The following is a 13906-nucleotide window of genomic DNA, read 5'->3' as shown; positions in this document are numbered from 1 at the left end:
ATCCGTGGGAGTGACGGACGGTTTTGTGGTCGGAGGGGTGCTCCCCGCATCCGCGGGGATGATCCCTGTTACCATAGTCGGATCGTTTCGTGCGCATTGTGCTCCCCGCATCCGCGGGGATGATCCCCGGAGCTCCTGCTGGCCGTTCGCCCTCCGAGGGTGCTCCCCGCATCCGCGGGGATGATCCGCTGTGGTGTAGGAAAACTTCAGGTTCTGCCTGGTGCTCCCCGCATCCGCGGGGATGATCCTAATCTCAATGCGGCCATCAGACGGATAGAGAAGTGCTCCCCGCATCCGCGGGGATGATCCCGAAGACCTTCTGGCCTTGCTCAACGACGGTCCGTGCTCCCCGCATCCGCGGGGATGATCCACTGCAGGGTCGATCAGTCGAAGGCCACCATATGTGCTCCCCGCATCCGCGGGGATGATCCGGCCAAGACGGATGATGCACCGGCAGCCGATGCGTGCTCCCCGCATCCGCGGGGATGATCCTGATCATCCCCATCCTTGGGTTCGGGCAGGATCGTGCTCCCCGCATCCGCGGGGATGATCCTGAATCCACACCGTTGCGCAGGACCTGCGGCACGTGCTCCCCGCATCCGCGGGGATGATCCCCCTACTGCCGTGCAGGTTTTCAAGCTCCTCAAGTGCTCCCCGCATCCGCGGGGATGATCCTATGAGGAACCCCCCCACATATCTCTATGATATGTGCTCCCCGCATCCGCGGGGATGATCCTGAGTTGGTCAAATTTTGGTCTTTGGCTAGCTGGTGCTCCCGGCATCCGCGGGGATGATCCTGTGGAGCTGATTCAGAAGCAGGTAGCCCCGGAGTGCTCCCCGCATCCGCGGGGATGATCCCACCTCGCATGTGAAGGAGGACGATTGGGAGGAGTGCTCCCCGCATCCGCGGGGATGATCCCCGCCAGCTGAACCAGGCTCAGGCTGCTGGCAAGTGCTCCCCGCATCCGCGGGGATGATCCCCCTGACTTTCCAATCCTGGCTTGGTCTGCTGGGTGCTCCCCGCATCCGCGGGGATGATCCAACGACCTGGGACAGATGGAGGGGTTCGCCGGAGTGCTCCCCGCATCCGCGAGGATGATCCCACGGGATGTGACCAATGCGTGAAATACAACGAGTGCTCCCCGCATCCGCGGGGATGATCCTCGGTACCCAATCAGGTACCGAACGGATAGTATGTGCTCCCCGCATCCGCGGGGATGATCCGTGCCGCGTTGAACCCCTTGCGCAACGTGTCCAGTGCTCCCCGCATCCGCGGGGATGATCCTTGAAGACGGCGTTGGCCAAATGGACAACCACGGTGCTCCCCGCATCCGCGGGGATGATCCCTCGCCTCCCGATCCGATCAGGCGGACGGGAAGCCGCAGGAGTGCTCCCCGCATCCGCGGGGATGATCCTATGGTAAGCAGGTGTGCGTATCCTATGGCATCGTGCTCCCCGCATCCGCGGGGATGATCCCAAAACAACCAGAAACACAGCTAGATGAGCAGAGTGCTCCCCGCATCCGCGGGGATGATCCTCTGCACTATCGGCCGGTAAGGTTGGTTCCCTTGTGCTCCCCGCATCCGCGGGGATGATCCCAAGGTCGACATCGGCAAACTGACCACCCTTCTGTGCTCCCCGCATCCGCGGGGATGATCCTTCTGCCGACGCGCCAGCCTTGGCCTATACCTGGTGCTCCCCGCATCCGCGGGGATGATCCCTAATGGTGTGACTTTACGCCAGGCTGTGATAGGTGCTCCCCGCATCCGCGGGGATGATCCCCATGGCTGCGGACCCAAGGCCGTCACATCATAGTGCTCCCCGCATCCGCGGGGATGATCCTATCAGCGGGTGGTTGGTCTTACACAGTAGGACGTGCTCCCCGCATCCGCGGGGATGATCCTTAACGAAATTCCGTGAAGGCATATACCGCAAAGTGCTCCCCGCATCCGCGGGGATGATCCTTGTAGTATCCCGAATATAATGCTGACTACTGAGTGCTCCCCGCATCCGCGGGGATGATCCTTCACACGGATGACCGCTCGTAGTCTTCCATATGTGCTCCCCGCATCCGCGGGGATGATCCCCAGCCATGAATGGCCTGAGGATGTGCCGCTCAGTGCTCCCCGCATCCGCGGGGATGATCCCGTGTGCCCGTCGAGTTTTGAACCCTGCGGGGCGTGCTCCCCGCATCCGCGGGGATGATCCCGAGATGAAGGAACGGGCTAGGGTCGACAATTCGTGCTCCCCGCATCAGCGGGGATGATCCTCGGGATTCACATACCAGACTCCCTCCGTTGCCGTGCTCCCCGCATCCGCGGGGATGATCCCCCTAGTCCGAGTGTGGACAGCACGGGAAACCGGTGCTCCCCGCATCCGCGGGGATGATCCCGGCACGGGAACGAAAATCTATGAGGAGCTCAAGTGCTCCCCGCATCCGCGGGGATGATCCTCCGCAGGAGAACCAGACGAGAACCAGACGCGCGCCGTGCTCCCCGCATCCGCGGGGATGATCCTTTTGCCGACGTGACGACCATGGAGATGAAGAAGTGCTCCCCGCATCCGCGGGGATGATCCGTGCTGGGGGCCTATCTTGGCTATCCTCACTGAGTGCTCTCCGCATCCGCGGGGATGATCCCGGGATCAGGTGCAAGGTGGCAGGTTTGAGTTCGTGCTCCCCGCATCCGCGGGGATGATCCTGGCCCTCTGGGCAGGTCCTCGCAGATGGGACAGTGCTCCCCGCATCCGCGGGGATGATCCTGCAGCACGCCGGCCTCGTCCTCCACCTGCATGGTGCTCCCCGCATCCGCGGGGATGATCCCTGGCCGAAGAGCAGGACGCTGATGGTGACCTGGTGCTCCCCGCATCCGCGGGGATGATCCCACCTTTATCAGTTGATAGAGCCTGCTGTACCAGTGCTCCCCGCATCCGCGGGGATGATCCTTTTTGGCGTCCGCGGAGTTGCCGACGGAGTAGGTGCTCCCCGCATCCGCGGGGATGATCCTGGAGCAATGATGGACTTGATCCCGTCGAAACGGTGCTCCCCGCATCCGCGGGGATGATCCTCTTCGGACTGGGGCTCAGACTTGAAAAGCTAAGTGCTCCCCGCATCCGCGGGGATGATCCCCGCTTCGGAAACGCCTCTCGCGGTGATGTAGCGTGCTCCCCGCATCCGCGGGGATGATCCCCAGAGGAGGAACACGAATGGATGAATCGATACGTGCTCCCCGCATCCGCGGGGATGATCCCATCATGCTCGACCGCTACATGCCCAAGGACAAGTGCTCCCCGCATCCGCGGGGATGATCCCTGTTATATGGTAGAGAGCTGCTGGTATTGGTAGTGCTCCCCGCATCCGCGGGGATGATCCCAGTGCCCTGACCAAGGACCAGGTTCCGCAGCCGTGCTCCCCGCATCCGCGGGGATGATCCTTCCTTTTCTGCGAATTCGGTTTCCTCATACTCGTGCTCCCCGCATCCGCGGGGATGATCCCGCGCGGGAAGCCTCCTGCACCCTCAGCGCGCTGTGCTCCCCGCATCCGCGGGGATGATCCTTCGTTCGGTACGGTCTACCAGGAGGTCATTAAGTGCTCCCCGCATCCGCGGGGATGATCCTCCTGGCCCCCTGTATGGGACCAGTGTACGCAAGTGCTCCCCGCATCCGCGGGGATGATCCCAGACTGACGTATTTGGTCATTTTGGCTCCGTTGTGCTCCCCGCATCCGCGGGGATGATCCGTTATCCCAGTCTTTTCTTCGGTTGTCGGGCATGTGCTCCCCGCATCCGCGGGGATGATCCTTCATCATTATCAAGACCATCAGGACCGACACCGTGCTCCCCGCATCCACGGGGATGATCCGCGTGGATGCTGCCCGGCCTGGATCATCTCGGGGTGCTCCCCGCATCCGATGGAATGATCCGGCGGTTACTCAGGCCGGGGTCCATATCAAGACGTGCTCCTCGCGTCCGCGGGGATGATCCGGTGTACCAGGGTCTGGACTGCCAGCTATTAAGACTCCCCGCATTAGCAGGGATAATTCCGAGCCCTTACCACTGATGGGAGATACAAGCGCTTCTCGCATTTGAGACGATAGGCAATTCTTGATTGCTGTTGTGTTTCCATTGTGCCTCATTATTGGCATTTAGCACGCGTTCTGCTGGATGCCGCCTGTGCGCGATCAGCTTTGCGTTTGCAGTGGTTGCGGCTTTACGCCCGCACTGCGAACGTGAAAAGACCAATGAGGACTTCCCAATGTTTATCAGGTGCAAGTGGGTTAGTTGGAGCTCATGTATTCAGATACTCCCTAAAGGGTTCAAGCTCGATAAACTCGGGGTCGTTGGCCATTTTCCTGACTTCGGGCGGGAAAAGCCGTACCAGCTCGGGGTGGCCATATGCGACGTCAAGCACGCTCTCGATGGCTGCCAGCGGCTCGCCTGCTGTGAGGGCATCCTCCGCGTCGTCCTCCATCAATTGATCGATGCCTCGGATTATTTCCAGGCATTGTCGGGCAACTGCCATCATGGCATCAAAGCTGATATCCGTCATTCATTTTCTCCTCTCAGAGTCTCTGCCTGCTGGACTGCGCTCCTCACTTCTGTGGGGATGATCATCGGCAGAATTGTAGATGAGGAAAGCCCATTCAGTACTTTCTACATCCAAAAGTGCTGACTTATTGTCGGCGCTTCGCTATGCTTCGGGACACGGACTAAGACCCTTTTAGATCTTGTCTGTATATATGCTATTTGTAGCTGTTTGCTCAAATTGAGGAGAGTGTATCTTCTAGCTGTGTTCTTTGATATGGAGAGCCGCGAACTCTGATGACTCGTTTTTGCATTGGGTCATCGAATAACGCCTCGTCTGTTCGAGAGCTGTCAACGCATTTGTTGAGCTCTTCTTTCCGAGTATAATAATTTTTTAGGTTGATGATGGGCTAACATGTTGGCTCTGACACCTTCTTCTAATAAGTCGGCATTCTTGCAAACGACAAGATATATTCAGTAAACCGAATCCAATCCCCAACCTTTTTCACTTGGTTTGCTTGGCTTGGTCAGGTCAATATCAGGAGCTTGAATAATCGAAGTTATTTATCTTTTGCAAGATTGATAGGAGTAAAAAACTAGATGTTTGATTTGCTGGGGCAGAATATACGTGCTGTAGGTATACGTGCTGTAGGCATACATGATGCGCGAATATCCGAGATATAGCTCCGGTCTGTTGACTTTCGTTGAAAAATGCTGAACAAGAGTCGAGATCATACAGAAATGCACAGAATAGCGTTCGTCGCACTTAGAGTCGATCGCCGCATATATTAAATCACTCCTGAGCAGAGATGCAGTCTTGCTTTTCTTGCCGATGTCAGAGTGCAGCTCGATATTGATTGGTCTCGTTAAGTGACAATATATGGTCGCCACCACGGCTTGCAAACCGTCTGAGGCGCCCAATCGGTGTTTTTGATCCGGGTGAAGGCACGAATAGCTGGATTTGACATGGAAGCGCTTCCAGTTTATTGTAGTTAGTGCTACAAAGGAGAGCTGATAAAGAGTATGAAACATTAGTAAATGTAAGAGAAGTTTAATAACTTGGAAACGTACTCTATATGGAAGCGTTTCCTTTATATCGAGTGTGTAGACAGTAATCCCGCCAATGTTGCTAAGGGAACAGGCAGGCTGTCCGGAGGGTCAGAACATGAAACAACAAATCGAATGGCAGGCAGGTCGCATTTCGCTGACATTTGTGTATGGCGATTCGTTCCCTATATCTTTGGCTCATGTAGAAGTGGAAAGCGGGAAAGAGGCAGAACGGAGCTTGTCGGTAACCTTGCCTCATGCCATTCCTCTAGTTGAAATCATGGCTTCTGGACGTGGTACAGGGCACTGGATCACCAATACGCGATCAGTACAAACTACTCTTGGCCAGTCTCTACGGTATACATCATGCAAGTGCCTTGAGGAATCGGACGGAAGTCACTGTTATCTGGACATGAATAGTCCCAGTTTTGATATTGCTGTCCATCTGCATTTGTTTGTTCCTCAAGGTCAACGGACCGTACGATCCATAGTGGATGTGACCAATATTGGCGACGACTCTTTGATATTGGAATCCGTTGTGCCGTGGAGCGCATCTTTCGGGACTACGGACGACAGCGGAATTACTGACTTATCATCTTGGGTGGTTTACGAATGTACCAATGAGTGCACTGGCGAGGGTAGATGGACTCGCACCCCCGTCCGCCATTACTGCCCTGATTTGCATGCCTCGCTCGCAAAACGTGATCCACAGGGCTGTCATGCCGTCATATCCGAAGGAACCTTTTCGACGGGTACCTCATCTCCTGTTGGTGTATTGGAATCAAAGAAGCTGCATATGTGCTGGGCTTTTCAGATCGAACATAACGGCGCTTGGAGATGGGAGATCGGTCAAGACAGGGAAGACGGATATTTTGCTCTTTCAGGCCCCAATTGGAAGAACCATACATGGTCTAAGTGCCTGCGGAGTGGTGAACAGTTCACATCGGTTCCTGTGTCTGTCACATTGGGGGATTCCTTCGACTCCGCCATCGAAGCACTGACAAGTTATCGGCGCATTATCAGGAAGCAGATGGGGAGAGCATCCCAATCGCTCATTATTTTTAATGATTATATGAATACCATCAACGGGGATCCGACCACAGAAAAACTGATACCCTTGATCGAGGAGGCAGGATATCTGGATATCGATGTGTTTTGCATCGATTGCGGATGGTATGACGACTCTGGTGATTGGTGGCCCTCTGTAGGCGAGTGGGTTCCTTCCTTGAAACGTTTTCCCAATGGCTTGCATCAGGTTGTCGATGCCATACGCGATCGTGGAATGATTCCTGGGCTGTGGCTTGAGCCCGAATCCGTCGGTATCGATAGCCCAATAGCCTCCGAATTGCCGGACTCCTGTTTCTTTCAACACGATGGCAAACGGCTTATAGAGCAGAAAAGATTAATGCTCGATTACAGAAACCCTGCAGTCGTGAAACGAATGGATGATGTAATCGATCGTCTAATTGAAGACTACGATATAGGTTACTTCAAATTTGATTTTAACATCCGTCCAGGCTCTGGCACGACTTATGATTCGGATAGCTCAGGTGATGGACTCCTGGAGCATAACAGGGCTTATCTGCGCTGGATAGATGGTTTGTACAGACGGCATCCCAAGCTGATTCTGGAAAGCTGCTCCGCTGGCGGTATGCGTACTGACTTTGCCCAGGCTTCACACTTTCAGCTCTTGTCCACATCGGATCAGCAGGATTATCGGCTATACCCGACAATTTCTACGGCAGCGCCAATGACTATGTTGCCAGAACAGGCAGGCAATTGGGCTTATCCTGAGCAGTCCATGGATGATGAAAACTTTGCCTTCGCATTGATGAACACCATGCTTGGTCATTATTTTCTGTCTGGATATCTCAACACGTTTACAGCGTCTCAAAAAGCGCTGATTCGACAGTCCATTGATGTCTATAAGACTACGGTGAGGCCTCATCTGATCAACTCCTCGCCCTGCTGGCCGTTGGGATTGCCACAGTGGACCGATGACATAGTGACACTGGGGATGATGGATGGTGAAGTTTGTCTGCTTGCAGTCTGGGTCAGGGGAACAGAACGTTCAAATATCACGTTGCCGATTCCTAATGGCGCTGGCCGAAAAGGAAATGTTCGGATCATTTTCCCGACTTCCTTGGATAACAGATCCTGGCGTTATTCCTGGAATGTAGAATCCGGCACATTGTCGATCTCTCTACCTTCCCGCCAGTATGCGGCGCGACTTTTTTCGATCGATCTTTCACGGTGAGGAATTCAACGGTGCAGCAGCATCGTTGCTTATTCGAGCCGCAAGCAGCATTCGGGGGAATTGCCGCGGACAAGATTAAAAGAAAGGAAATCAATGATGATATCTCAAAATTCCCTCTTTAAGAAAGGCAAAATCGCCTTAATAGGAGCATTAGCGTGCTCTATGTTGCTTTTGGGATCAGGCTGTTCCAATCCGACGGCAGCCAAAGGTTCAGATTCTGATAACGAAGGTGACTGGCCGGCTGCTAGCACTAAATTGGATGGCACAAAGCTGGTTTTGTGGGTGTCCCCCAACTCGAAGACCACTTTCGATAAGGTAGTTAAAAACTTTGAAGCCAAGACAGGTGCTCAGGTAAAGATCTCCGTCATCGCCGATGTGTACAAAAATAATGCACAGACGAAAATTGCCACTGGGGATGTACCCGATATCGGTGTCTGGCAGCCAACTGCTTCAATGTTGGCAGGTTTGGTATCGCAGAACAAGATCCAAAAACTAGATAGCGCTCCATTCGTCAAGAATTATAAAAAGGGATTTGCTAATGCGGCAGGTGTCTATAAGAAGTCACGGTATTCCGTGTTATTCACTGCACCTTCGGTATTAGGAGTCTATTACAACAAAGGGGTGTTCAAAGCTGCAGGTGTCGATAAGCTGCCCAAGAATTGGGATGAACTGATAGACACAGCTGAGAAAATAAAACAGAATCCGCCTGCAGGAGTCGAATCGCCTTTCTATGACATGGGTGGAGCCCAATGGGGTACGCAGTGGGCTGTTCAAGTTCAGCTGGCGGAAGCCGCCAAGAAAGGACTTTGGAACCGCATCAATACACGCAAAGAGAAATTCACCGATACCAATGTGATGTCAGCCATCGAGGAATATCGCGATATGATCGAGAAGAAGAAGCTGTTCAACGCTGATATCGGTTCTGCAACTGATGTGATGGAAGAGCAAGCCCTATTGAATGGCAAGACAGGCATGATCTTCGGTAACCTCAGCCTCTTCCTTGGTGTTGCGGCTATGGCAGGCAACAGTAAACAGGTCCTGGATCAGAAAATCGGTTTCTTCCCCATTTCCAAAAAGGGAACAATAGCTACTGTGGTCCCTGAGGAGACCAATGGATTGGTTGCTTTCAAGACCGGCGATGCCAAGCGTGAAGCGGCGTCACGTCAGTTCCTGGCTTATCTGATGGGAGACGGGTATAGTGACTTCATCAACAGCCAGAACACCACTTCCATACTCTCCACGGTAAAGACGCCGGGATCCGTGCCGCAGGCTTTGATTGATGCCAATGACTCCATAAGCAACAGTGTCGGTTCTATGCAGTCGCTTGCTTTGGCGAATCCTGACCTATACATCAACTTGGCCAATATGGTCAATGGCACAATGAGTGCACAGCAAGTGGCGCAGACCACGCAGGACCAGTTTGATGAGGTCGCCAAGGCCCAGGGGGTCAGTGGGTTCTGATTGATGTTCCTTAACACATGGTGGCGGGCATAGTGCCCAAGAATATAGGTAGCTTTGTCCGTCACCGTTTCCCGTATTACCTGGCTTAAGAGGTTTCTATCATGCAGTTACACAAGACGTGGCACACGGGTCGTATTGGTACCTCCCAGGTGCGTCACAACAGACTGACATTGCTTCGTCAGAACTATCCTTTGCGGTTCCTGGCACCGGCTGGAATCATGCTCCTGGTGTTCTTTTTGTTGCCCACTTTGGTGAATTTTGTTCTTGCTTTTACTAACTGGTCGTCTTTTAATCCGTCTATATCCTTTAATGGGTTTGATAATTTTGCTGCTCTTTTCAAAAATGGCATGCTTCTAAGAGACTTGAGGACCACGCTTGTTTTTGCTATATGCGAGGCTTTCTTCCAAAATGTCTTTGGTTTGGCTCTCGCCGTCTTCTTGGAAGAAGATACTGTCCAGAACAAGATTGCCCGGGTGCTCTTTTTCATTCCTGTTCTGATGTCGGCTCTTGCAGTCGGTTATGTTTGGCAGGCCATCCTTCAACCTCATGGAGCGTTGAACCAACTTTTGGGAGCTATCTCAGGTCACGCAATCAGCATCGCTTGGCTAGGTAGCACTACTTGGACCATTGTTCTTGTCTCGGCGATTCAAGGATGGAAATGGGCAGGCTTGGCCATGATCATTTATCTCGCCGGTCTCAAGACAATTGATCCTGAAGTATTGGAAGCTGCCACAGTAGACGGCGCCAACTCTTTTCAAATGTTCTGGAAGATCAAGTTTCCGTTGCTTGCGCCTGCGGTCACCTTCAATGCGGCAACTGCACTGCTGGGATCCATGAACGGTTTCGACACTATCCAGGCTATGACTGATGGTGGCCCGGGTGGTTCGACTGAGATTTTCAATCTCTTCGTTTGGAGGACATTTGGCCAAGGTACCTATGCCCAGTCAACGACGATGAGTTTAATTCTATTCCTTGTGGTGATGATTATGGCCGTTCCCGTAATCACCTATCTTCGCAAGCGTGAGGAGAAGATACTATGACCATGGCATCATATGATTCGCAGGGGTTGCGCAAGGAGCCATCTAAAGGTGTGCCTAATAAGAGCAAACGGGTTAAAGGCAGGCACCTGCTGCATACGATCATGCTCGTCGTGCTAGTGGTTTTGGCTCTTGGGCTGCCGTTCTATCTGCTGATTATCACTGCAGGGAAGAATCAGGCCGAGGCCTTGAAGCTTTCTTTGTCATTGCCCACCCATTGGTACCTTATTGATAATTTCAGAACGGTCATCACTGAGGGGAAAATGATCCCCGCCTTCTTCGGCAGTATTCTGGTGACTGTTCCATCAGTGGTGCTTGCTTTGATTTTTGGCGCCATGGCTTCCTGGATACTTGCCAGGCGAACAACTAAAGCCATGTCTATTGTTTACGCACTCTGCATCTCCGGGTTGATTTTGCCTCCGGCAGTGGTGTCGGTAATGATGTTATTGAAAATGATGGGTCTAGCTGGTACCGCGATTGGCATGATCTGCATATACGTCGGTATTTATCTGTCGACGGTTATTTTCTTCGTCACCGGCTTCATAAGGACCATCCCCATATCCCTTGAGGAATCGGCCAGGTTGGACGGTGCGTCGCCGATGAGGATTTTCTTCACCATTGTTCTGCCGCTGCTCGGGCCAACTTTGTCGGCTGCGACCATACTGTTGATACTTTATATATGGAATGATGTCTTCTATGCCCTGTTCATTTTGTCAGGGAAGCTAGATACCCTGCCGCTCAATCTGTACAACGTGGCTAGCGCTGGCTTGCACCTTAACAATTGGCATTTGATTTTTGCCTACATTATCTTAATGAGCCTTCCGCTGCTGATTATTTTTGCGGTTGCCCAGAAGAAGATAATCTCTGGCATTACCGGAGGAGCAGTCAAGTAGAGATTGGTGTAATTCTCGGTACTAGAGAGACCCCTTGCTGAATTCTCAAAATCGGATCAGCAAGGGGTCTGCCAATAAAAACCTATAATTGGTGAAGTCCAGTTACATTGGTTGTGGCATTCCCTGGCTTTGTTTTTCAGCTTTTTGCTAGGGCAAGGTATGACCTTGATGATGGTAGGTGGCTGTGAAGAGACATAACAGGCAAAGCGCTTCTATAAAGGACGTGGCAGAAATGGCCAATGTTTCCATCTCTTCCGTCTCCCGCTTTCTCAATGGCGGTTATGTCAGTAGCGCGAATCGCAAGCGGATCGGCGACGCAGTAAACCGATTGCACTATAGGCCTAGTCGTATAGCACAGGCCTTGGCAAGCGAGATCAATCCGTCCATCGCAGTCATTGCCATCGATTCATCGCAGCTTGGCCCCACTCTTATGCTTGGCGGCATAGAGCAGAAGGCTCGTGAAAAAGGATTGGCAGTTACTATTTGTGTGCCTGAGACCAACAAGGTCGTGGATATCAGACATACGTTGAACGCTGCTCTTGACCAGCAGCCATTAGGCGTGCTCTTCATGTATCCGGATATGGTCGACATGAGACTTCACGATATTTTCCCGCTGGATGTGCCTTATGTGATGATCACGGGTGAGAAAGCAGATGGCTTTCCCGACATTTCCTTGTGCGATAAAGACGGTGGTGAAATCATCACCAGGTATCTGCTTTCACTAGGACATGAGACTGTGTATCATGTAGCGGTTCCTGTCAAGTCGAAAACCAACAGACGTATGCAGGGTTGGGCGAAAGCCCTGCGGGACATGGGAGCCAGGGTCCCTGAACCGATCTATTCAACCTGGGATCCAGGTGAAGCGCGCGATATAGGCAGAGCACTCGCGTTGAAGGAAGATGTGACTGCTGTGTTTGCTGGCAATGATGAACTTGCCATAGGTGTGATCAGCGGTCTGCGCGATATGGGTAAGCGGGTGCCTGAAGATGTCAGTGTGGTGGGTTTCGATGGGCATCCTCTTTCCGGCTACTGGGATCCGCCGCTGACTACGCTAAGGCAAAATTTTGCGGAGGCAGGCAGATCCAGTGTCGACTTGTTGCTCCGGCAGATCAACGGCAGGGAACAAGAAGAAGATGAAATGGTCACAGATGAGAATAACGAAGATATGAGAATGGACATCCATGGCAAATTGATCATTCGTGGATCCGCTTCCAAACCTCATTGATCGATGGTTGCTCTGCTCTTGGTGCTTGGAGGTTTTTCTGCATAGGGTCTGACTTTTTGCTGCGTGTGGATGTGTATATCTTAGTTATGCAGCGATGAAAAATGAGCGGCAGAGGAATGTGACAACTGAAGCGGATGGCCACTGCGTCATGCCTACGCTACGGCTTTTGCATTCCTAGGCGCGGGTGTGCCGCCCGGTATAAGCTTGTATGCGATGTGTCCACGAGTAGCGGACTTGGAGGTGTGGTCGCCGATGGAGCAATTCGACGATGCAGGTGGCGCGGAATCTGGCAGAAGCGCTTCAGCCGGTTCTGCATCTGTGACATCGCACCTGGATGACGCGACTGCTGTGAACAAGGTTTCGGCCCACCCTGAAGCGACTATTCCGGATTCGGAATATTCTCTGGCTGAGATTGAGCAGCGCCGTGCCCGCCCGGTCCGTTGGGTCGTCTTCGCGCTGGCGGTCCTCTTGGCCATCGTCATTCCATATGGATACGGGCGCTCGCTGGCCATCAACCACACCCAGGGCGTGCTCCACTATGCCTCGGTCCTGGACCCGCGCGGCATAGCCCTGATTGCCTGGACGGTGACCGTGCTGACCTTTATGGGGATCGGCATGTCCATCATCGAGTCGTCCTCCTGGTTCTGGCGGGTGGTCTTCGTGCTGGGCCTGGCCGCCGAACAGCTGATCGCCGGCCTCTGCCTGCTCAAGATGAACTTCTGGTACAGCACCTTCGTGGTCTACCAGCATCAGGCCATCCTGGCCAACGCGGCTAATCTGGGCATCATCGCCGCTGGCCTGGGCGTGGCGGTCTTTGCGGTCGTCTTCGTAGCCATCCTGGTCTGTGTGCGCAAGGATTCCCCATGGAACACGCTGACCCACAGCTGGTCCGCGCTCTCCTTATTCTTCATCATCGAGCTGGCGGCCATCGCCATCGTCCTCTTCGGAGGCTTGATCACCGCGGCCTGACCTCATCACCGAGTCCGTCGGGGATGAATCCGTTCCTCCTACCATTCCCGCCTCCGGTCCCATCGCTGTGTATAATGGGTTTTTGGCGTGTTTCGCCCGCGGATCGAGAGCGCTTCAGCATAGGGCTGGTGCACCGCGTAACGGAAGAATGCAAGAGGAGGAGCCGTGGCTCTTACGAGTGAGCAGAAGCAGGCAATCGTCAAGGAATACGCGACCCACGAGGGCGATACCGGTTCCCCCGAGGTCCAGGTGGCTCTGCTGAGCAAGCGAATCTCCGACCTGACAGAGCACCTCAAGCAGCATCAGCACGATCATCATTCACGTCGTGGTCTGCTGCTCATGGTCGGTCATCGTCGTCGGTTGCTGGATTACCTCAAGAAGGTGGATATCAACCGCTACCGTTCCCTGGTGGAGCGTCTTGGACTGCGCCACTGATATGCATGCTTTCGCCCGGGCCTAGCGCTCGGGCGCTTTTGCATGACTGAACCAGGTACCGT

Annotated in this window: 8 protein-coding genes and 1 CRISPR repeat array (1 of these 9 cut by a window edge); of the genes, 7 read left to right on the top strand and 1 reads right to left on the bottom strand. The window is 53.6% G+C overall.

Translation table 11 applies throughout. From position 1 onward, the window contains the following. A CRISPR array of direct repeats spans positions 1-3980; the repeat unit is 28 nt; unit sequence GTGCTCCCCGCATCCGCGGGGATGATCC (it extends 1978 nt beyond the left edge of the window). Between the two features lie 304 nt (positions 3981-4284). Beyond that, positions 4285-4545 (bottom strand): hypothetical protein, encoded by a 261-nt coding sequence (locus H3T90_RS04025; RefSeq protein ID WP_198229672.1) that lies wholly within the window; start codon positions 4543-4545, stop codon positions 4285-4287. Between the two features lie 1140 nt (positions 4546-5685). Here H3T90_RS04025 and H3T90_RS04020 point away from each other — a divergent pair. The 7 genes from H3T90_RS04020 (at position 5686) to rpsO (ending at position 13844) form a co-directional block, all read left to right on the top strand. After that, positions 5686-7824, top strand: coding sequence for a glycoside hydrolase family 36 protein (locus H3T90_RS04020; protein WP_198229671.1), 2139 nt, complete (start codon positions 5686-5688; stop codon positions 7822-7824). A 93-nt stretch (positions 7825-7917) separates the two neighbouring features. Continuing rightward, entirely contained in the window at positions 7918-9285 is a 1368-nt protein-coding gene (locus H3T90_RS04015) for an ABC transporter substrate-binding protein (protein WP_232350557.1), read from the top strand. A 101-nt stretch (positions 9286-9386) separates the two neighbouring features. After that, entirely contained in the window at positions 9387-10325 is a 939-nt protein-coding gene (locus H3T90_RS04010) for a carbohydrate ABC transporter permease (protein WP_198229670.1), read from the top strand. After that, entirely contained in the window at positions 10322-11215 is an 894-nt protein-coding gene (locus H3T90_RS04005) for a carbohydrate ABC transporter permease (RefSeq protein ID WP_198229669.1), read from the top strand. The genes H3T90_RS04010 and H3T90_RS04005 overlap by 4 nt, the downstream gene beginning before the upstream one ends. 178 nt (positions 11216-11393) lie before the next feature. Continuing rightward, a complete protein-coding gene (locus H3T90_RS09030; protein WP_332468235.1) occupies positions 11394-12440 on the top strand; it encodes a LacI family DNA-binding transcriptional regulator in 1047 nt (348 codons plus the stop codon). A gap of 252 nt (positions 12441-12692) precedes the next feature. Beyond that, entirely contained in the window at positions 12693-13409 is a 717-nt protein-coding gene (locus tag H3T90_RS03995) for a hypothetical protein (protein ID WP_052733377.1), read from the top strand. 165 nt (positions 13410-13574) lie between these two features. Then, entirely contained in the window at positions 13575-13844 is a 270-nt protein-coding gene (gene rpsO / locus H3T90_RS03990) for a 30S ribosomal protein S15 (protein WP_024626835.1), read from the top strand. Positions 13845-13906 lie beyond the last annotated feature (62 nt).

It is taken from the genome of Bifidobacterium polysaccharolyticum (assembly GCF_016101585.1).
GTDB classification, from domain to species: Bacteria; Actinomycetota; Actinomycetes; order Actinomycetales; family Bifidobacteriaceae; genus Bombiscardovia; species Bombiscardovia polysaccharolytica.
The sequence above is the reverse complement of the archived record's forward strand: the minus strand, read 5'-3'. Positions and strand labels throughout refer to the sequence as shown.